The sequence below is a fragment of the Enterococcus sp. MSG3290 genome, assembly GCF_050555565.1.
GTDB classification, from domain to species: domain Bacteria; phylum Bacillota; class Bacilli; order Lactobacillales; family Enterococcaceae; genus Enterococcus_B; species Enterococcus_B faecium.
Genome location: NZ_CP187862.1, coordinates 2,585,483 through 2,606,646 on the forward strand (window position 1 = coordinate 2,585,483; position 21,164 = coordinate 2,606,646).

Consider the following 21,164-nt stretch of genomic DNA (forward strand, 5'->3'; position numbering starts at 1 on the left):
AGCCGTTTTTGTTTATCATGATTTTTATTCTTCTTCTAAAGGCAATTCTTCTTGTCCTTTTTCATCTTCTGGGACAGCGACTTCTTCGCCAATACCATAAGCTGCTCTAACTAGAGCAGAAACTTCTGCCATCATTTCAGGATGATTAGCCATATAGATTTTAGCGTTTTCCCGTCCTTGGCCAATCCGATCTTCTTTATAAGAATACCAAGCACCACTTTTATCAACGATGTCTTTTTCTACTGCCATGTCTAGAAGTTCTCCTTCTTGTGAGATACCTAAGCCATACATGACATCTACTTCAGCGATTTTGAAAGGAGGAGCTACTTTGTTTTTCACGACTTTGATCTTTGTACGATTACCAACAATATCTGTTCCTTGTTTCAATTGTTCTGCACGGCGTACTTCTAAACGGATCGTTGCGTAAAATTTCAATGCGCGTCCTCCAGGAGTGATTTCTGGATTCCCAAACATCACGCCTACTTTTTCACGGATTTGGTTGATGAAAATAGCGATTGTTTTTGTTTTGTTAATCGAACCAGAGAGTTTACGCAATGCTTGAGACATCAAACGTGCTTGTAACCCGACATGTGAGTCGCCCATTTCGCCGTCGATTTCTGCTCGTGGAACTAAAGCGGCAACTGAATCGACTACTACGATGTCTACAGCCCCACTTGATACTAAAGCATCAGCGATCTCTAGACCTTGTTCTCCTGTGTCAGGCTGTGAAAGAAGTAGTTCATCGATATTCACACCTAATTTTTGTGCATATTGCGGATCTAACGCATGCTCAGCATCGATGAAAGCGGCAGTTCCGCCATTTTTTTGTACTTCTGCAATAGCATGTAGCGCCACTGTTGTTTTACCTGAACTTTCAGGTCCGTATACTTCGATAATACGTCCACGGGGATAACCACCGACACCTAAAGCGACATCTAACGCAAGAGAGCCACTTGGAATTGTAGAGATTTGTTGGTCGATTTTTTCGCCCAATTTCATAATAGAGCCTTTCCCATAGCTCTTTTCAATTTTTTTCAGTGCAGCATCTAAGGCTGCTTTACGATCATCTGCCAATACGATAATCCTCCTTATATTTACAAATCAGAGCAACATTTCATTATCCTTATCATATCGTTTTTAGTAATAAAAAGCAAGAAAAAACCGAACAAATATTCGCATTTATCATTTTCTTAAAAGCTGTTTTCTCAAAAGATCAAATCCTTGCATAACCGCATTATATCTGATAGCCGCACGGTCTCTGGCAAAATGATATTTTTCTGAAACCACGCCGTCTTTAGATGAAATAGCGATCCATACTGTTCCTGCAGATTGACCTTCTAACGTGTCCGGTCCAGCCACTCCGGTGAAAGCTACACTGTAATCTGTTCTTGCTATCTCACGTGCTTGAATGGCCATCTGCTCCACACATTCTTTGCTGACTGTTCCATATTCTGCTAATAGCTCCGGATCAATCTCCAGAAAACCAGCTTTTGTTTGGAGCGAGTAGGTAACGAATCCGCCTGGAAATACTTCAGATACACCAGCAATGTCGCCTAATGCGGCTTGGAAGGCGCCGGCTGTCAAACTTTCCGCTGCTGTTACAGTCTGCTTGTTTTCTTTCAGTAGTTCCACTACGACTTTTGCTAGCGAATTATCATCGCCGTATCCATAAAAATATTCCCCTACTCGTTCTTGGATTTTTTCTTCTAATGCTAAAAGAGCTTGATTCCCTGCCTGAACATCATTTGTTTTCACTGTCAGTCGTAATGTCACTTCATTTGGTTTGGCATATGGTGCGATCGTTGGATTGATCTGTGTTTCAATCAGATCTTTTAGCTCAGTGACCAGTCGCGATTCACCAATCCCATAAAAGCGCAAAACTTTAGAAATTAGTTTTTCTTCAGAAGGAAAACGTTCCTCTAGTAAAGGACGTACTTGTTCCACAAACATTGGTTTCAACTCATTAGGCGGACCGGGAAGAAGGATATACGCATGTGTATCTGTTTGATAAAAAGTCCCTAAAGCAAGCCCTGTACGATTTGGTAGAGGAATCCCGCCTTCGATGATCTGGGACTGTTGCAGATTGTTTTTGGTCATTTTTCGATGGGTTGTTTCAAAATATGCCAATAATTTTTTGTATCCTTCCGTATTTTGTATGAGAGACTTACCGAGGTGAGCCGCAGTTGCTTCTTTTGTCAGGTCATCTTCTGTCGGTCCTAATCCGCCACATAAGAGTATGAGTTCACTTCTTGTTTCAGCTAGAGCAATCAACTCTTCTAAACGCTGCTGATTATCTCCTACAACTGTTTGATAATAAACTTCGATACCTAGATCAGCTAGCTGTTCTGACAAGAAAGTGGCATTCGTATTCACGACTTGTCCTAGTAAAAGTTCTGTTCCGACAGCTATTATTTCTGCTTTCATTACTTCCCGCTCCCTTATATAGTATACGCTGTATTTTTATATTTTTTTATTTAAAAAGAGGGCAAGGAGCTGTGACAAAAATCTTGTCACAGCTCCTTGTTCCAAATAAACAGTGTTCTCCTGCCAAAACCTCGGTCATAAGTCACAATATACATAAAACATGAAAAGCTGTTTTTTGAAATTATCCCTTGTGACTCAGAGTTAGACGGCAGGCTCACAACCTCTCCACTAAACGATACTTACATTGATCCTTTGAACACACCGCTGTTTTTGATGAAGTAATCCACACCTGAATAGATAGTAAAGATCAGACAAGCATAAAGCATGATTTGATCTACTGGAATACCGATCAGGCTGAATGGGATATTATTGATAAACAGCAAGATAATAGCAACCATTTGTGTAGCCGTCTTGACTTTTCCCGGCCAAGCTGCAGCCATGACTTCTCCATGTTCGACAAGTAGTAAACGCAAGCCTGTGACGGCTAATTCACGACAGACAATGATCGCTACTACCCAACCAGGGGCCTTTCCTTGGTCAACCAACATGATAAAAGCAGTCATAACTAGCATTTTATCTGCCAACGGGTCCGCAAACTTGCCAAAATTAGTGACAAGGCCTCGCGCACGGGCAATTTTTCCATCTAACCAGTCTGTGATACTAGCTAAAGCAAAAATAACTGCACCTACTAGCTGTGTGACAGCCAGTGTGGTGTCTCCTACGTTAAGTTGTCCCCAATCTAAAGGTAAACCTACAACCAAAATGAAAATCGGGATCATACAAATTCTAAGTACAGTTAATTTATTTGGTAAATTCACACTATCGACTCCTTTCTTCCCTATTCTACGTGACTATCAGCGAAGTTTCCACCGATATTATTTACTTTTCCAAATGAATTTATTCAAAGGAGTATTTTTATTGAAATTGATCTTTTTGAATTAACGAAGAAGGACCGCGACACAGATTTGTCACGATCCTTCTTTTTTATACCTACAAGTAAACAGATGCGTAAACTAATTTATACGATCATTCTGCGTATTGAAGAGTAAGGTTCACATTTTTTGGACTCTGATTGTTTTCCCCTGGATTAACTGGTACGGATTCTCCATTCGCTTTGATCGTTGCATTGCTTGCTGCACCAATCGTGATGGTCGCATTTGTTGCTGTTTCCGGTAACACGGTACTCTGTGTTTCATTTGCTGCCAGTGTCCCTTGATAAACATAGGCATTGTCTACTAGCACACCTAACCATACACGATTGACAGCAGTAAATTCAAGGGTTACAGGCTTGGTAGCGTCTGTGATATTTACTGCGATGGCACTGCCAGAATCTTCTCCTGTAGCTATTGCCATTTTCTTTTCTTCACTTGATTTTGTTGTTGATTCTACTGTAGAAGACTCTTTGGTCTGCGTGCTTTGCTCTGAGGAAGAGGACTCCTCGACTGATCCTTCTACTTTAAGCGAAGAAGCTGTGTCTCCGATTATTGGATCAGCTTGACGATCTTGCCAAGTCATATAGCCCACGACAACGACAATCGCCAAAGCAACCAATCCTAATAAAATGACAGGAAGACTTGTCCAAAAGCGACTTGGATGCGATTCTTCCTGATGCATTGCTTTTCTAGAAGTACTTACTGTTTCAGGCTGCGGACGTTCAGGGACCGATCCTGTCAATTTGCTTTTCCCATCAAAAACATCGACTAAATGGTCTCCATCTTCTCCTACAGCTTCAGCGTATTGCCGAATAAACGCCCGCACGTAAAATTTACCAGGCAATTGGTCAAAATCATCATTGTCGATTGCTTCCAAATAACGTTTTTGAATTTTTGTAATCTGCTGTAATTCATCTAAAGATATTTTTTTATTCAGGCGTGCTTGCCGTAATTTTTCTCCGATGGTTTCAAAAGCCACTCGTTCATCTTCTCCAGTCTGTTTGATTCTCCGAAGCATCTGCTGTTGCAACGAAAGACGTTATGTTTGGGTGCTGTGACAAAAGTCATGTCACAGCTCCTTTTTTCCGAATAAACATTGTTCTCCTGCCAACTCCTCGGTCACAAGTCACAATATCCAATAAATATAAGAAGCTGTTTTTTGAACTTGTTCCTTGTGACTCGGAGTTAAACGGCAGGTTCACGACCTCTTTCTTAAACGGTGTTCAATCAGCTGTTCCTCGGTATTAGCTCAAAAACCGACAAAATATAAGGAGATATTTTTCCGTATGTTTCTCTAATACTCAGGTCAAAACGCTGATTTCACAACCTCTTCCTTAAACGGTGTTCAAAAGCTTGCATCTGCGGTAATAAGTCCAACCAAGTTAAAAACATTAAGAAGCTGTTTTTACTTGGCTGTTCTTATTACTTGATGCAGGGCAGCTTTTTCACAACCTCTTGGTACACGGTGTTCCAGAAGTAGCTTCTTCGGCAATAAGCCGAAATATCACAAAAATTTGAGAAGCAATTTTCGTAAATTCCTTCTTATTTCTTGAAGCTGACCACTTCTGTCACAACCTCTTTGATTACTTCGTTTGATTTTATTTTAATATAAGTTGATTAAAAGAGAGCATGATTTGTTTTATTTTCTCACTAATTTTTCCAACACAACTAAGAATACCATAAAAGCTGATTTTGGAGGAGGTTCCTACTACAAGTCTAAAACGAAATTTAAGACTTTTCCTCATAAAATACTGGTTTATTTTGGTCTCATGTAAAACTCGCTGAAGGCCTCTTCACTTATAAATGCTTCCCCAGCTGCCAGTACGTCTTTCATTTGGATCGAATCGATGATTTCAGGAAGATCAAATAAAGTTCGATCGCCAAATAAACTTTGCGTAAATTGATTGGCAATATATTCGATCGAATTTAATGATTGGAAATATTGTCCAAGCATTTTCTTCTTCAGCAAATCGAGATTTGTTTCTGACACTTCCGGATCATCAGCGAATCCAAGAATGATTTCTTTGACTTTTTCTGCTGCTTTCTCTGGTTCGTCCGTATCTCCGCTGAAGTCCGCAAAGTGAAATTCACGATCCAAGCTGAATTCAAAACCAAAGCTGTCATCGATAATTCCTTGATTGTACATCGCTAGATAGTTTCGAGAAGTATTGCCTAAAATCATTTGGAACAACAGATTGATTGCTGTTTTATAGCGTAACAGTTCTGTTCCTTCTTGCGGCAATGTGTCTAATCCTTTAATACCAAGTACAAATTTATCTCGTGTAATGGCTGCTTCCAATGCACTTTGTTTGATGATTTCTTTTGTGTTTTCAGGGAAATAACGTACAATTTCTTGCTTTGGAGGGAAATTTTTTGCTTCTTGGTTTTCCCGAATAAGTTTCATCAATTTCTCAGGCTCCATCTTACCAACTACAAATAAAACCATATTGCTTGGCTGATAAAACGTCCGATAGCACGTATACAAGTCTTGAGCTGTGATTTTGTCGATACTTTCAACCGTGCCCGCAATATCGATATGCAATGGGTGTGTAGGATACAAGTTATTTAGTATGCCAAAAAACATCCGCCAGTTAGGGTCGTCTTCATACATTTGGATTTCCTGACCGATGATTCCTTTTTCCTTGTTTACAGTTTCTTCTGTGAAGTAAGGTGCTTGTACAAAATCGATCAGAGTCGTCAGATTCTTTTCTACCTGATCCGTCGTAGAAAACAGATAGCTGGTTTTCGTAAAACTTGTGAAAGCATTGGCGGAAGCTCCTTGTTTCCCAAATAATTGAAAGACATCACCATCTTCTTTTTCAAACAACTTATGTTCTAAAAAATGGGCAATTCCATCTGGAACTTTCACCTTTTCTTTTTCACCATAGGGAATAAATTCGTTATCGATCGAACCATAATTCGTACTGAACAAACCATATGTCTTGTGATAGTCATTTTTAGGCAACAAATACACGGTCAAACCGTTTGGCAGTACTTCATGATAAAGTGTTTCATTGATTTGCTCATATTCTGTTTTATTCATTTGCATTTCCTCCTGCTAAAAAGAAGATTGCCTGCAATTCGATTTGCTCAGCCACTTGTTGTATCTCTTTGATTGTCACGCTTTCCATGCGTTTCAACCATTCTTCATCAGATAATTTTGTTTCTGGCAGCCAGCTGTCCAAAAAAGAAGCTTCGATTGCCGCTTGCGGAGAGTCTAGAGAAAGCAGATATTGGTTTCTCAGCATTGCTTTTGTCTGAGACAGTTCCAACTCTGTTATTTCACCATTTCGCAAACTTTCTAATTGCTCGTGAATCAGATGAAGTACTTGATTTCGGTTCTTTTCATCGATACCGGTTTGGACACTCATGAATCCTCGGAACGTATCCACGCTACTAGAGGCATAATAAGCTAGACTTTCTTTCTCTCTGACATTCATGAAAAGTTTAGAGTGAGGAAAACCGCCAAATAAACCGTTAAAGACCATTAGCGCAAAACGTTCTGGTTCATCGTAATACACATTTGTCTGATAAGCTAGGTTCAGCTTTGCTTGAACGATTGGTTCACGTACTTGTCGTTCCTTCACGATATTCACTTGAGGCTGGGTATAAAACAGATCTGGATAAACTGTTTCCCGCGACTCAAATGGTAATTGCCCAACTGCTTCAGCTGCTTTGTCCGGATCAACATCGCCGACAACAAAAATGTCGATTTGATCATTTGCCATCATTTCTTGATAGTAGGACGCTAGCGAACTAGCAGTGATCTTGTCCAGATCTTCGACTACGCCCAACCCTGGGATCTTTTGTTCCGGGCTGTTTTCAAAATAAAGTTCTTGCAAGGCATAGGAAGCAAAAGTTTGTTTATCTTCCTTCAAACTTTCCAAATATAGACGCAGATTGTTCTTTTCCAAGTCAAACGTCAACTGATCAAACTGATGATTTTTAATATTTGGATAAAATAAAACCTCTTTTAAAAAATCTACCGCTTGAGAAAAAAGGTTTGGATCATTGACATATTCACCATTCACAAAACTGATCCCTGCGTTTAGCCAATGTAAATTTCCTTTTTTTCTAACTGATAATCCAAAGCTTGCGCCATAAAGCTCTGCAAGTTGCGCACTTAACTTTGTCTGATCCGGATAATTCAAACTATTTGTTTCCAACATGCTGCTGAGAAGTGAACGTTTCGTGATGACTTCTTGTTGCAGACGCGCAGTAAAACGGATAAAAATCCGGATCGTTTTGTATTGTTTTGTTGGTAAGACATGAAGATTCACGCCTTCTGCCAATTGATACACCATATTTATATGCTCCTTTTCACAGCTGATTGCCCGCTTACTCTTTTAATGGGTCAACCTGCCTTTTTTACTTATTCCTCTGCTTGAAATTTATAAGTTCAGGCAATTCGCCGTTTTTTCTAAATGATGTTACACTTTATAGTATAGCATAGATGTTTTTTATCAAAAGAAACAGACGGCTAAAAGCGTATATTGTTTTTTTATTTTTTATTTTTCGATATACTAAAGACAAATAAAAGAAGGGAGGGTCATTCATGATCAAAGAATTCAAAGAGTTCATCATGCGTGGAGATGTCTTGGATCTTGCTGTCGGCGTTGTTATTGGTAGTGCGTTTACAAGCATCGTAAACCAAGTGGTGCAAGGCTTGATCACACCACTAATAGGTTGGTTTGTCGCAATGATCACAGGTACTTCTGATTTAGAAGGAGCACTTTCAATTCTTGACTGGTCGCCGACAAAAGGCGTCACATTTGCGTTTGGTAACGTTATTAGTGCTATCATTACATTTCTGATCACTGGTTTTGTCTTATTCTTAGTTGTCAAAGCGGCAAACCGTGCGAAGAATTTACGCTCCAAAGAAGAGCAAGTGGAAGTGGAAGAAACTCCTACTGCAGAAGATTATCTTAGTGACATACGCGATCTTCTTGCCAAACAAGTGGCAGAAGACAATACACATCCAGTAGAGCAAACAAATCTTTCCGATACTTCTAAATAATAAAGAATCTAAAAAAAAAGAAAGCCGATTTTCAGTGTCGGCTTTCTTTTTTTAGATTCTTAACTTGCTACTTGTTCCTTTTTCATGTCGATATGTGGAATATCATCTTCCAAATACACATCTGAGATTGCCTTGAATCCAAACGACTCATAAAAAGCTTGTAGGTATTCTTGTGCGCCGATCACGATTGGTTTTTCTGGAAAATTTTTCTGGATCATGTTAATCGTTTCTTGAACAATCTTTCTTCCTAAACCATCTTTACGGTTGTCCTGATGAACAAGGACACGTCCAAAATGGATACTCTCCGCTTCTTCATATACTCGCGTGTAGGCAAGGATCTTCCCATCAGTATCTTGAAAAAACGTATGCCAAGCTTGTCCATCAATGTCATCAACTTCTTGATAAGGACACTGTTGTTCCACAACAAAAACTGCGATTCGTTCTTTGACGATCGCGTAAAACTCTGCTGTTGACAATTCTTCAAATTTCTTTACCTGATATTCCACTAAGCAAACGCCCCCTGCTTTTTTATTCTTAGCATACCGATTCGCACACAAAAAAGCAAACGAACCTTACGAATCTCAGGCTCGTTTGCTTTTTAAACTGCTTCAGTTAAAAATTCGATCTCAACTGTCCGAGTAAGTACATCTGAATAGCTGTAAGATACTCGTTCAAAAGAATTTTCTTCAGGATCCAAATCAACAACGAATACTGAAGGATAGGTTTCTGTTAAAACGCCGCGGCGTTCTGTTTGACGCTTTCTTCCTGTCTGAGCAACCAACATGATTGGGCTGCCGATACGACCTTCTAAATCTTTCTTGATTGAAGCTAAAGTTGTTGGCATACAGTTCACCTCTACTATCAACTATACCACATATTTTTAAAATTTTCAAGTTTACCATAAAAAAAAAAGAAATGCAATAAAAATAAATAAGAAGCTCATTAAGATTTTTCTAAATTATTCCTCATTATAAAATTTCAAGTGTTTTTTTATTTTGAGTTTTACTCTCCCGTAAGCGCTCATTACTTGCTTGTGATCCATTGCTAAACATTCAGCCATGTCTACAAAATCAACGCCTTGCATATAATAATGAAAAATTTTAGCTTCTATTTTTGAAAACTGGATTTCGCAATTTTCGATTGCTTCTTTTAATAAAAGATGCTGAATCGCTAAAGGTTCTTGCAATGTGATCTCTGCTAAAAAGTCTGGTCCTTCTGTCTCTATTTTTTGGTCGATTGAGACTTCATCTTTTTGATCACGACGCTTCAGCGCGTTCTGCTTCCTCAACAGAGAATAGATTTGATTGCTTATAATGCTTTTATAATAACTTCCAAAGCTAACACCTTTGCTTTTTTCGTAAGTTCTCAATGCCTGATATAAAGCGATCCTTGCTTCTTGTTCCCAATCCTCAGAAACATAATTTCTTAAATAATAGGTGTTTTTCAAACGTAGTAAAAGTGGAAAATATTTTTGATACAGGGCAGCAAATGCTTCTTCGTCACCATTACGTGCAGCGCGCAATAACTCCTCAGACATAAAATAATTCCTCCATAAATTCGTTTATGGAGGAATCTTATCATCAATGATTCATCGAACTGATTAGAACGATATGTTATTTATTTTTTCTCATTAAATCGTCCAATTTTTGGGACAATTTTTTTAACTGCTCTTCATTCCATGGAGAATTACGTCGGAAATCAATAAAATGCATATCTTTATTTTCTTGGGCTATTGTTTTTTCCGTTTTTTTTATCGTCTTATATAATTCATAAGCAGAAGTTCGTAATGCTCCTTGGGAAAAGATCATCCACTGTTCTGCTAAATCGCTTGTCGCCACTGTCACTTGTGTCAAACGGTCATTCAGCTGACCAGCGATTCTCTCGATATAACTGTCAGCCGTTTCGTCTTCTTTCGTAAAAACAACATCCAACTGGTATTTCTTATAATTTTGTTGGATGCCCGGAACTAGTTGGGCATCGAAGACAACGATGACTTCCAGTCCTTCATATTTCGCATAATTTGATAAACGATGTAAAAGAGCTTCTCTTGCATCCGCCATTTTGTCCTGCTTTTTAAGCTGGACAAGTTCCGGCCACGAACCAATCATGTTGTAGCCGTCTACAATCAACAGCTGTTTTTTCATGGTCTACTCCCCCTGACGTTGGGAAAAAGCCTGATACATAAGCAAACCAGCAGCAACACTGGCATTTAAGCTCTGGACGTGCCCGGTCATCGGGATCGTCAGCAATTCATCCATTTCTTTTTTCAATCCTGGACTCATTCCTTTGCCTTCATTACCAATGACTAAAGCAATTGATCCTTTGGCATTCCATTTTTGGAAGTTTGTGCCGGTCATATCTGTGCCAAATACCCAAAATCCTGTTTCTTTGAGCTGTTGCACAGCTTGTACCAAATTCGTCACGCGTGCAACGGGGACATGTTCGACTGCCCCAGTGGAAGTCTTTGTTACGATAGGTGTGATTCCAACTGCTCGGTGTTTTGGTATGATCACACCATCGACGCCACTTGCGTCTGCTGTCCGTAAAATCGACCCAAAATTGTGTGGATCTTCGATGCTATCCAAAATCAAAAAGAAGGGGTCTTCTTTTTTCTCTTTTGTTCGTTCAATCAGTTGGTCAAGGGATAAATATTCATAAGGTGTAATCGCAAGAACGACTCCTTGATGCACGCCGTGATCGCTCAAAGTTTCTAATTTTTGTTTAGGAACCCATTTGACTGGCACAGCTTGTTCACGTGCGATTTCTTTCAGTTCTTCTACTTTTTCTCCTCGTGAATCTTCTTGAAGAAAGAGTTTATTCCCTCGCCCTTGTTGTAGCGCTTCTACTGCGGCATGGTGTCCAAAGACGAAATTATCTTCTAATGCTTCTTCATTTTGATCAGAAACTGACTGATTTCGTCCAGTTTGCTTTTTATTTGGATATCTATTTTGTTTTTTGTCTTCAAATCCACGTTTCGATTGATGTTTGTTTGTTCTTTCTTTACCCATTTTTTTCACCAACTTTCTGAATACACCAGCGGATCAATTCTTCCATCCGCTCGGTTTGTTTTGTCAAATGCAGATAGCCCATGAGCGCTTCGAACCCTGTTGCGACCCGATACGTCGTAACATCAGCATTTTTTGCGCTCGTATGGCTTTTAGCATTTCTTCCTCTGCGATAATAAAGTTCTTCTTCTTCTGTCAAAAGATGTTCTTCCAGCATTTGCTGAATCAAAAAGGCTTGTGCATTCGCAGAAACATAATTCGTTGCCGCACGATGCAGCTTATTGGGTTTTGTTTCTCCTTGATCAATCAGGTGGTCACGAACATAGATTTCGTAAATCGCATCTCCAACATAAGCCAAGGCTAAACCGTTCAATTGTGTGTAATCTCTCATGCTTCTCTTCTCCATCGGGTTCCTTGCGGTGTATCTTCTAATAAGATCCCTTTTTCTTTCAACAAATCACGAATTTCGTCGCTTCGGGCAAAATCACGATTGCTTCTTGCTTGATTTCGTTCTTCGATCAATTGTTCAATCTCTTCATCTAATAACTCTTCTGCTGTAAATAAAATACCGAAGATCGAAAGCCATTGCGAGAATAAAGCTTCTCCTTGTGCCAAGACAGCGGCAGAAACTTTCGGCTGGTCTAGATAAGTGTTCAGCCACTTAGCAAGCTCATAGACCACTGTGATCCCATTTGCTGCATTAAAATCATCGTCCATTTCTTCGATGAATCGCTGTTCTAAATTTTCTAACAAAGCGATTTTATCCGCATCATCTGCCAAATTCTCTGAGGCAGTTTCTTGGCGGAATTTCAAATTGTCAAACGTATTCTTCAGTCGTTGTAAATTGGTGGCTGCTTCTTTCATCGTCGTTTCACTGTAGCGGATCGGACGACGGTATTGTGTGGTCGCCATGAAGAAACGCAAGACTTGTGGATCAACGTTTTTGATCATTTCATGTACAGTGATGAAATTCCCTAGAGATTTACTCATTTTTTCATCGTCTTCGCCAATCGTTACATAGCCATTGTGCATCCAGTAATTAGCGAATTTTTTCCCTGTTTTCGCTTCACTTTGTGCGATTTCATTTTCATGATGAGGAAATTCTAAATCTTGCCCGCCACCATGGATATCGATCGTTTCTCCTAAATGTTTTGTTGCCATAACGGAACATTCAATATGCCAACCGGGACGTCCTTTGCCCCATGGTGAATCCCAAGAAATCTCGCCAGGTTTTGCTTGTTTCCATAAAGCGAAATCTAATGGGTCTTCTTTTTGCTGCTGTTCTTCCCCTGTACGCTGACTTGCTCCGACTTCCAGTTCATCGATGGATTGGTCACTTAATTTCCCATAATTTTCAAATTTACGGGTACGGTAATACACATCACCTGAAGATTCATAAGCATAGCCTTTTTCAACCAACACTTGAATAAATGCTAAAATATCTGGCATATGATCCATGACTCTTGGATGCAGTGTAGCAGGCTCGACATTCAACGCTTTCGTATCTTCTTCAAATGCTCGGATGAAACGATCAGCAACTTCTGGTGCTGTAATACCTAATTCGTTTGCTGTACGGATGATTTTATCGTCTACATCCGTGAAATTCGATACGAAATCGACTTTATAGCCTCGATATTCAAAATAGCGTCGAATTGTATCGAAAGCAATGGTGCTACGAGCATTTCCGATATGGATATAATTATACACAGTCGGTCCGCAGACATACATACCGACATGTCCCTTTTGTATAGGGATGAATTCTTCTTTTTTTCTGGTCAATGTATTGTAGATTTTTATCATTCTGATCTCCTCACTTTTTCTCCTTTGATTCGAACGACTTTTGCTGGTACTCCTACCGCTGTAGCGTCGTCTGGAACATCTTTCAACACAACGGCACCTGCACCGATTTTGGCGTTTTTTCCGATCGTTACCGGTCCTAATATCTGCGCATTCGCAGAGAGCATGGCTCCTTGTTTAACAGTTGGATGTCTTTTACCCGTTTCTTTTCCTGTACCGCCTAATGTTACGCCATGGAATAAAATCACATCGTCCTCGATTTCTGCGGTTTCGCCAATGACGATTCCCATTCCATGGTCGATGAACACGCCAGTGCCAATCGTTGCTCCTGGATGGATCTCAACACCAGTTAGGAAACGCCAGAATTGAGCATTGATCTTCGCCAATAAAAAGAGCCGGTGCTGATATAAAAAATGAGAGAAACGATGCCAAAACAAGGCATGAAAACCAGGGTATGTCAAAACGATCTCAGCTGTCGAACGTGCAGCCGGATCGTTTCTCTTTGCTGCATCAATCGCTCGGGTAAACCAACTCATGACTTTCCACTCCTTTCGTAAGAATTTTATGTAGGAAATCATCTTCTTATAAAGAAAAGAAGCGCCTTTTAAATAAGTTTCCTTATCAAAAGACGCTTTCCGCGTGGTTCCACTTTTCTTCATAATCAATGATTATCTCTGACAGCTAACGCCTGTTATACGTTCTTGGCTACTTTGTTTCCTATAAAACAGTTTTTCCTGTTTTCTGTGTTTCGCCAAGACCACTCCCAGAGGCATTTCGGCAACCATTCATTGATACCTTGCACCACCCGGTATCTCTCTTGTAATGATCAGCTGCTTACTTTTTTCTGTTCATCGTGTTTAGTTCAGTACTTGATTTAAATGTGCTAATGATTTTTCACGACCAAGCAATTCGATCGTTTCAGGCAATTCTGGACCATGCATTTGTCCTGATACAGCTACACGGATTGGCATGAAAAGATTTTTTCCTTTTACGCCAGTTTCTTTTTGAACAGCTTTGATGGCAGCTTTGACAGTTGGAGCATCTACTACTTCCATTTGTTCTAGCTGTGCTTTGAATGCGTGGAGAACAGTAGGAACTGTTTCACCAGCAAGTACTTCTTTTGCTGCTTCATTCAATACAGGATGTTCATTGAAAAATAGCGTAGACAGATCAACGATTTCTGCAGCATAGCTCATTTGAGGTTGATACAGGCTAACGATCTTCTTCACCCATTCGATTGTCTTTTCATCTGGGTTTTCTGCTACACGTCCATCAGCGATTAGATAAGGCAGACACATGTCAGTAAATGCATCTAGATCCATTGCTTTGATGTAATGGTTGTTTACCCATTGCAGTTTTTTCGCATCGAAAGCTGCGGGTGATTTACTTAGGCGTTTTGGATCGAACATTTTGATCAATTCTTGGTGTTCGAAGATTTCGTCTTCGCCCACAGGTGACCAGCCCAATAATGCAATAAAGTTGAACATTGCATCTGGTAGATAGCCTAATTCGCGATATTGTTCGATAAATTGCAAGATTGATTCGTCACGTTTGCTTAGTTTTTTACCTGTTTCACTGTTGATGATCAATGTCATATGTCCGAAGGTTGGTGGTGTCCAGCCAAATGCTTCATAGATCATCAGTTGTTTTGGTGTATTGGCAATATGGTCATCTCCACGTAAAACGTGAGTGATTTTCATCAAATGATCATCGACCGCAACAGCAAAATTATAAGTTGGCATACCATCGCGTTTTTGGATGACAAAGTCGCCACCGATATTATCGGATTCGAACGAAATAGCGCCTTTCACCATATCTGTAAATGCGTATTCTGTATTGCGAGGCACACGGAAACGTACAACAGATTCTAGACCTTGTGCTTCTTTTTCTGCTTGTTCTTCAGGTGTCAAGTTCGCACATGTTCCTGCGTAATGAGGCATTTCTCCTCTTGCGCGTTGTGCTTCCCGTTCTGCTTCTAATTCTTCTTCTGTGCAATAGCATTTGTATGCTCGATTGCTAGCAAGCAGCTGATCAATCAGCGGTTGATAGATTTCTTTACGTTCAGATTGACGGTAAGGGCCGTATTCTCCAGGATTTTCAGGAGATTCATCCCAATCCATTCCCAACCAAGCAAGGTTTTCCAACTGGCTTTTTTCGCCATCTTCGATATTACGTTTTTGGTCAGTATCCTCAATACGAATAATAAAGTCTCCATCATTGTGGCGGGCAAACAAATAATTGAATAATGCAGTTCTTGCATTTCCAATATGCAGGTGCCCAGTTGGACTTGGTGCATAGCGTACGCGTACTTTCGTCATTTTCTTCCTCTTCTTTCAAACTAGACTTTGACTAACAGCAAAAATTCCGTCAGTTACGGCTTCTCAAATATCATTTATTTAAAGCCACTCAGCACAAATTTTACCTTTTCTAAGGCAAATAGTAAAGCCAACTGGTTGAATTTCCTTACCAGTTGGCTGAATTTCTTTTTTATTTTGATTGTTTAGCCTTTTTCTCTGTCTCTTTTTTATTGTCGATTCCTCGTCCTGCATGTGCAGGTTTAGCAAAGATCATGCGTCCAGCAGCTGTTTGAAGGGCACTTGTTACAACGACTTCGATACGTTCATTCATGTAATGCTGTCCATCTTCTACGACAACCATCGTGCCGTCATCTAGGTAGGCTACTCCTTGTTGGCGTTCTGTCCCGGCTTTTACTACTAGAACATTCATCGTTTCACCAGGGATGACGACTGGTTTTACGGCATTTGCCAACGCATTGATATTAAGAACAGGTACATTTTGGAATTCAGAAACTTTATTCAAGTTATAGTCATTGGTTACAATGACACCATCTAAAAGCTTAGCCAATTTGATCAATTTGCTGTCTACTTCACTGATATCTTCAAAGTCTCCATCGTACATTTCGACAGATATACCCTCTTCTTTTTGCAAGGCATTTAGGATATCTAATCCGCGACGACCACGCACACGTTTCAAACTATCCCCTGAGTCCGCGATGTATTGTAGTTCGTAAAGAACAAAATTAGGGATCATCAAGGTTCCTTCTAAGAATCCAGTCTTTGTAATATCATAAATCCGACCGTCAATGATCACGCTTGTATCCAAGATTTTATATTTATGGAAATTTTCTCCTGATTTTCGTTCTAACAGTTGACTCTCAACTTGACTAGCTGTTTCTTGCTCGATTTTTTTGCTTCGTGAACCAAAAACTTTCTTCCATTCTTCGATTCGTGTCGTTCCCATTCTCAATCCCAGATAGCCTAAGATGATCATCAGTAAAATCGGCAATACACTATTGACGAATGGAATTTCCATATTGTAAAGAGGGGTCGAGATCACAACACCTAAAGTCAATCCGATGATCGCACCGATCGCACCGAAGAGAAGATAAGTCAAGCTGACCTCACTTAGTTTTTGTTCTACTTGTTTGATAATAGCTGAGATATGTTTGGCCAACAGCAAAGATAATAAAAAGAAAATAAGTGCGCCTAACAGGCTGTTGGTAAATGTATTATTCAGCCATCCGTTTGACTGTTGACCGATTGCCTGCCAAGCTGAGGGTAAAAATGAAATACCCAAGCTTGCGCCGACAATGATCATCAGCAAAGTAATGACACGTTTTTGCATCGTTTCTCCTCCGTTTCGACAATCATTTATTAGTTAGCGGAACACACGCTTCAACGTTTCAGCCAAAGTTGCTACTCCAACTATCTCGATTCCTTTTGGCGCTTCCCAGTTACCTAAGTTGTTTTTAGGTAGGTATACTTTTGTGAAGCCGAGTTTTTGGACTTCTTTGACTCGTTGTTCAATATGACTGACACGTCTGATTTCTCCAGTCAGTCCAATTTCACCGATGAAACATTCCGTTGGCTGTGTTCCTTTTTCTTTATAGCTTGAAGCAATACTGACAGCGATAGCTAAATCAATCGCTGGTTCATTTAATTTTACCCCACCTGCAGCTTTTAAGTAAGCATCTTGATTCTGAAGAAGCAACCCAGCTCTTTTTTCCAGCACTGCCATGATCAGAGATACCCGATTGAAATCAAGACCTGTTGTTGTTCGTTTGGCATTTCCGAACATAGTAGGTGTGACTAATGCTTGGATCTCTACCAAAATTGGACGTGTCCCTTCCATTGCCACAACGATAGCAGAGCCAGTTGCACCGTCTAGGCGTTCTTCTAAGAAAATCTGTGAAGGATTAGCGACTTCTTCCAATCCATGCTCATGCATTTCAAAAATCCCAATCTCATTCGTTGAGCCAAATCGGTTTTTTACTGCTCGCAAAATCCGAAAACTATGATGTTGTTCACCTTCAAAATATAACACCGTATCCACCATATGTTCTAACATTCTTGGGCCGGCGATCGAGCCTTCTTTGGTAACATGACCGACGATAAAAATGGCTATCCCATTTGTTTTAGCGATTTTGAGTAGTTCTGCAGTGGTTTCTCTTACTTGGCTGACACTTCCTGCCACACTTGTGATGTCTGGCTGCGTCATCGTTTGGATGGAATCAATGATAACATAATCAGGGGAGATATGTTCGATGGCACGACTGATTTCGTTCATATCTGTTTCAGCGTATAGATAAAATTCTGTGTTGATACTTCCGAGGCGTTCCGCGCGTAATTTTATCTGCTCTGCGCTTTCTTCGCCGGATACATATAAAACTTTTCCGCCTATGGCTGCTAATTGCTGAGAAACTTGTAACAGCAAAGTGGATTTCCCGATACCTGGATCGCCACCAATCAAGACCATAGACCCTGGCACCACACCTCCGCCTAACACACGGTTCAGTTCTTCTAATTTTGTTTTGATCCGAGGTTCTTTTTTAGGGACGACGTCTGCGATTTTTGTTGGTTTTGCTTTTTCTCCTGTCAAACTTGTCCGAGTTCTGCGGTCCGTTGTATCTTGTTCGATTTCTTCGACCATCGTATTCCATTTTCCGCAATTTGGGCAGCGTCCCAAGAACTTAGGCGACACATACCCGCAATTTTGGCAAACAAATTGTACTTTTGATTTTTTTGCCATTGTACCGCCTCCTTTTATCCTAATCATGAGACATTAAATCAAGCTTAAGTATCTTTAACGTTTTATTTACTGGAAGAACCAAATCCGCCTTGACGTTGAGCAGTCGTTTGATCTTGATCTGCTTTTAAAAACGGCAAAAAGATCCCTTGGCCGATACGCTCGCCTTTTTTGATCACTACATCCTTGAAACCAAAGTTGGTGAATTGGAACATAATATGGCCTTCATTTGCCTCATTATTGTAATAATCACTGTCAATCACACCTACTCCGTTTGTCAACACTAAAAACCGCTTCAACGGATTGCTTGAACGGTTAGCAAGCTGCAAAAATTCATCTTCTCCCATGTAAGCTTTGATTCCAGTAGGCACGAGGGTTGGTTTCAATTGTTTTTCATTTTCTGATACATCTTTTTTCAATCCATCTGCGACTGTTTCCAACCCCTTTTTCCAGCCTGCTTTCCAGATACTTGGAATCACGACCTCTTCTGCTGCTTCAAAATCATAGCCAGCAGCATGATGTGTAGCGCGCTGCGGTAGATTGATATTTTGACCTTTATATTTAGAAATAACTTCAAATCCTCTTTTTCTCACCGGTTTTCCTCCCTAAATAAACTACTCCTATTCTAACATATCCGAGGCTGTAAAAGACTTTCTTTACAAATTCTTCAAGAAATTCTGCTATCTTAAAGTAAACCATTAATTCGTTCTTTTTCCAAACGACTGCAAGTTGTACAAAAAAACTATTTTTTACATGACTTTACTCGTCAAAACAAGTAGAATAGAACGAAATTAATGAGTGGATATTTGATTGAGGTGTCACATGCGTAAAGAAATTAAAAATGCAAAACGAATTATTGTCAAAGTAGGAACAAGTACATTGATTTATCCCAATGGAAATATCAATCTTGCGGCAATCGATCAGTTAGCTTTTGTCCTTTCTGATCTTAGAAATCGGGGAAAGGAAGTGATCTTAGTCTCATCAGGAGCTGTAGGCGTCGGTATGCATAAATTACATTTGTCAGAACGTCCGACTTTGATTCCTGAACAGCAAGCTGCGGCGGCTGTTGGTCAAGCCGAACTGATGAATATCTATAATCAAAGATTCAGTGTATATAATCAACAGACGGCACAGATCCTCGTGACAAGAGACGTGGTAGATTATCCTGAAAGTCGTAAAAATGTGAGGAATACATTGGAACAGCTTTTGATTATGGACACGATCCCTATCGTGAACGAAAACGATACTGTAGCAGTGGATGAATTAGATCATCTGACAAAATTTGGCGATAATGATCAGCTGTCAGCCATCATGGCAAAACTTGTCGCGGCAGACCTTTTGATCGTCCTTTCTGATATCGACGGGTTTTATTCAGATAATCCGACTACAAATCCCGAGGCTCAGATGTATCGCTATATCGATAAAATCGATGAAAAGATTCTGGCACAAGCAGGTGGTGCTGGTAGCACATTTGGAACAGGCGGTATGCAGAGTAAATTAAAAGCCGCTTCTAGGATATTTGAAGCAAACAGCGCAATGATTTTAGCAAATGGAAAAAATCCGGCAATTATTTTTGATATTCTTGCCGGAAAAGAAGTAGGTACTTTATTTAAGGAGGACTTGAAATGACTGACTTGATGCAATTAGGACAACAGGCAAAAGATAGCGCGCAACAACTAGCACTTATGCCTACAAACCGCAAAAATGAGCTACTTGTTCAAATGGCACAAACCATCAAAAAGAATCAACAAGCGATCATTGAAGCAAATCATAAAGACTTAGAAAAAGCAGTCGAAAACAATATCAGTGAAACGATGCAAGACCGCTTGCAGCTGACACCTGAGCGAATCAATGCCATGGCTACAGAGATCGAAAAAATTGCTTCGTTAGACGATCCTATTGGAAAAGTAGATGAGATGTGGACGAACACCGACGGATTGAGAATCGGCAAAAAGCGCGTGCCACTAGGCGTGATCGGCATCATTTACGAATCTCGTCCAAATGTCACGACAGATGCAGCTAGTCTAGCATTCAAATCAGGGAATGCCGTTATCCTTCGCGGTGGCAAAGAAGCATTCTTCTCGAATCAATTATTAGTCCAATTATTGCAGCAAGTACTGGTCAGTGCTGGCGAATCTCCTTATGCCATCCAGTTTGTCGATGATACTTCTCATGAAACTGCAGGACAGTTGATGCGATTGACAGAATACTTAGATGTGCTGATTCCTCGAGGCGGAGCAAAATTAATCCAACGAGTCAAAGAACAGGCAACGGTACCTATCATTGAAACAGGTACAGGAAATAATCACGTATATATCGATAAAGAAGCACAGTTATCTATGGCAGTGAACATCATCGTCAATGCAAAAGCTTCCCGTCCATCTGTCTGTAACGCGGCAGAAACATTGCTGATCCATTCTGAGATCGCACCTTTTTTCTTGCCAGCTATTGAAAAAGAACTGGTAGAACACGGGGTCTCTTTACGTGCGGATGCTCGTGCGTTAGAATATCTAGAGACGGCTGCTTTAGCAGAAGACACAGATTGGGATACTGAATATCTAGATTATATCCTTGCTGTCAAAGTGGTCGATTCTTTGGATGAAGCAATTGCACATATCAATCGGCATAATACTAAACATTCAGAAACGATCGTGACAGATAGTTATGCGGCTAGTCAACGTTTCTTAAATGAAGTGGACGCGGCGGCTGTCTATGTCAATGCCTCCACTCGTTTTACAGACGGATCGGTATTTGGTTTTGGTGCAGAGATCGGTATCTCTACTCAAAAATTGCATGCCCGTGGTCCAATGGGGTTAAATGAATTAACTTCCACAAAATATATCATTTATGGCGATGGACAAATCCGCGAATAATGTTTCGTGTGAAACATTATTCCCGCCTTTTGCCTTTTTTCTGTAAAGGTTCTATCCAACTAGAAAGGTG

Annotated in this window: 21 protein-coding genes and 1 other annotated feature; of the genes, 3 read left to right on the forward strand and 18 right to left on the reverse strand. The window is 40.1% G+C overall.

Translation table 11 applies throughout. The features are described 5' to 3' along the window. Positions 1 to 24: 24 nt before the first annotated feature. The 6 genes from recA to yfmF all read right to left on the reverse strand — a co-directional run bounded on the left by recA (position 25) and on the right by yfmF (position 7,660). A complete protein-coding gene (gene recA, locus IGL31_RS12515; RefSeq protein ID WP_002307721.1) occupies positions 25 to 1,074 on the reverse strand; it encodes a recombinase RecA in 1,050 nt (349 codons plus the stop codon). Positions 1,075 to 1,182: 108 nt separating this feature from the next. Then, positions 1,183 to 2,424: a competence/damage-inducible protein A gene (locus IGL31_RS12520; protein ID WP_002337397.1), complete on the reverse strand. Its 1,242-nt coding sequence runs from the start codon at positions 2,422 to 2,424 to the stop codon at positions 1,183 to 1,185. Positions 2,425 to 2,663: 239 nt separating this feature from the next. After that, positions 2,664 to 3,242, reverse strand: a complete 579-nt coding sequence (pgsA, locus tag IGL31_RS12525; protein WP_002298210.1) for a CDP-diacylglycerol--glycerol-3-phosphate 3-phosphatidyltransferase — start codon at positions 3,240 to 3,242, stop codon at positions 2,664 to 2,666. A gap of 208 nt (positions 3,243 to 3,450) precedes the next feature. Continuing rightward, the gene (locus IGL31_RS12530; protein WP_002287423.1) at positions 3,451 to 4,374 is read right to left on the reverse strand and encodes a RodZ domain-containing protein; all 924 of its coding nucleotides are present in this window, start codon (positions 4,372 to 4,374) and stop codon (positions 3,451 to 3,453) included. Between the two features lie 738 nt (positions 4,375 to 5,112). Then, entirely contained in the window at positions 5,113 to 6,399 is a 1,287-nt protein-coding gene (yfmH, locus tag IGL31_RS12535) for an EF-P 5-aminopentanol modification-associated protein YfmH (protein WP_002287425.1), read from the reverse strand. Continuing rightward, the gene (gene yfmF, locus IGL31_RS12540) at positions 6,392 to 7,660 is read right to left on the reverse strand and encodes an EF-P 5-aminopentanol modification-associated protein YfmF (protein ID WP_002287428.1); all 1,269 of its coding nucleotides are present in this window, start codon (positions 7,658 to 7,660) and stop codon (positions 6,392 to 6,394) included. The genes yfmH and yfmF overlap by 8 nt, the downstream gene beginning before the upstream one ends. 251 nt (positions 7,661 to 7,911) lie before the next feature. Between yfmF and mscL the strand changes: the two genes are divergently transcribed. Further along, positions 7,912 to 8,373 (forward strand): large conductance mechanosensitive channel protein MscL, encoded by a 462-nt coding sequence (gene mscL, locus IGL31_RS12545; RefSeq protein WP_002287431.1) that lies wholly within the window; start codon positions 7,912 to 7,914, stop codon positions 8,371 to 8,373. Positions 8,374 to 8,432: 59 nt separating this feature from the next. Here the strand turns inward: mscL and IGL31_RS12550 are convergent, their stop codons facing one another. The 12 genes from IGL31_RS12550 to IGL31_RS12605 form a co-directional block, all read right to left on the reverse strand. Beyond that, positions 8,433 to 8,879, reverse strand: coding sequence for a GNAT family N-acetyltransferase (locus IGL31_RS12550; RefSeq protein ID WP_002297374.1), 447 nt, complete (start codon positions 8,877 to 8,879; stop codon positions 8,433 to 8,435). A gap of 92 nt (positions 8,880 to 8,971) precedes the next feature. Further along, positions 8,972 to 9,217: a Veg family protein gene (locus tag IGL31_RS12555; RefSeq protein ID WP_002287434.1), complete on the reverse strand. Its 246-nt coding sequence runs from the start codon at positions 9,215 to 9,217 to the stop codon at positions 8,972 to 8,974. Between the two features lie 114 nt (positions 9,218 to 9,331). Then, entirely contained in the window at positions 9,332 to 9,910 is a 579-nt protein-coding gene (locus IGL31_RS12560; RefSeq protein ID WP_002287436.1) for a sigma-70 family RNA polymerase sigma factor, read from the reverse strand. Between the two features lie 76 nt (positions 9,911 to 9,986). Continuing rightward, a complete protein-coding gene (locus IGL31_RS12565; protein ID WP_002318843.1) occupies positions 9,987 to 10,517 on the reverse strand; it encodes an NYN domain-containing protein in 531 nt (176 codons plus the stop codon). A 3-nt stretch (positions 10,518 to 10,520) separates the two neighbouring features. Next, positions 10,521 to 11,381: a 23S rRNA (guanosine(2251)-2'-O)-methyltransferase RlmB gene (gene rlmB, locus IGL31_RS12570; RefSeq protein WP_002318842.1), complete on the reverse strand. Its 861-nt coding sequence runs from the start codon at positions 11,379 to 11,381 to the stop codon at positions 10,521 to 10,523. Then, a complete protein-coding gene (locus IGL31_RS12575) occupies positions 11,374 to 11,769 on the reverse strand; it encodes a Mini-ribonuclease 3 (protein ID WP_002293091.1) in 396 nt (131 codons plus the stop codon). Before IGL31_RS12575 ends, rlmB begins: the two co-directional genes overlap by 8 nt. Beyond that, a complete protein-coding gene (gene cysS, locus IGL31_RS12580) occupies positions 11,766 to 13,178 on the reverse strand; it encodes a cysteine--tRNA ligase (protein ID WP_002322772.1) in 1,413 nt (470 codons plus the stop codon). Before cysS ends, IGL31_RS12575 begins: the two co-directional genes overlap by 4 nt. Next, the gene (gene epsC, locus IGL31_RS12585) at positions 13,175 to 13,711 is read right to left on the reverse strand and encodes a serine O-acetyltransferase EpsC (protein ID WP_002287446.1); all 537 of its coding nucleotides are present in this window, start codon (positions 13,709 to 13,711) and stop codon (positions 13,175 to 13,177) included. Before epsC ends, cysS begins: the two co-directional genes overlap by 4 nt. Positions 13,712 to 13,796: 85 nt before the next feature. Then, positions 13,797 to 14,036 (reverse strand) — a binding site (T-box leader). Continuing rightward, positions 14,033 to 15,493, reverse strand: coding sequence for a glutamate--tRNA ligase (gene gltX / locus IGL31_RS12590; protein ID WP_002293095.1), 1,461 nt, complete (start codon positions 15,491 to 15,493; stop codon positions 14,033 to 14,035). Its footprint overlaps the feature before it by 4 nt. Before the next feature lie 169 nt (positions 15,494 to 15,662). Continuing rightward, a complete protein-coding gene (locus tag IGL31_RS12595; RefSeq protein WP_086299981.1) occupies positions 15,663 to 16,820 on the reverse strand; it encodes a PIN/TRAM domain-containing protein in 1,158 nt (385 codons plus the stop codon). Positions 16,821 to 16,853: 33 nt separating this feature from the next. Beyond that, positions 16,854 to 18,224: a DNA repair protein RadA gene (gene radA / locus IGL31_RS12600; RefSeq protein WP_002287449.1), complete on the reverse strand. Its 1,371-nt coding sequence runs from the start codon at positions 18,222 to 18,224 to the stop codon at positions 16,854 to 16,856. Positions 18,225 to 18,286: 62 nt separating this feature from the next. Next, positions 18,287 to 18,814, reverse strand: a complete 528-nt coding sequence (locus tag IGL31_RS12605; RefSeq protein WP_086299980.1) for a dUTP diphosphatase — start codon at positions 18,812 to 18,814, stop codon at positions 18,287 to 18,289. 229 nt (positions 18,815 to 19,043) lie between these two features. On the opposite strand from IGL31_RS12605, the gene proB reads away from it, so the two are divergent. Then, on the forward strand, positions 19,044 to 19,850 hold the full coding sequence (proB, locus tag IGL31_RS12610; protein ID WP_002287451.1) for a glutamate 5-kinase: 807 nt from the start codon (positions 19,044 to 19,046) through the stop codon (positions 19,848 to 19,850). After that, complete coding sequence (locus IGL31_RS12615; RefSeq protein WP_002298218.1) at positions 19,847 to 21,094, forward strand: glutamate-5-semialdehyde dehydrogenase; 1,248 nt, start codon at positions 19,847 to 19,849, stop codon at positions 21,092 to 21,094. The genes proB and IGL31_RS12615 overlap by 4 nt, the downstream gene beginning before the upstream one ends. The last annotated feature ends 70 nt before the right edge of the window (positions 21,095 to 21,164 follow it).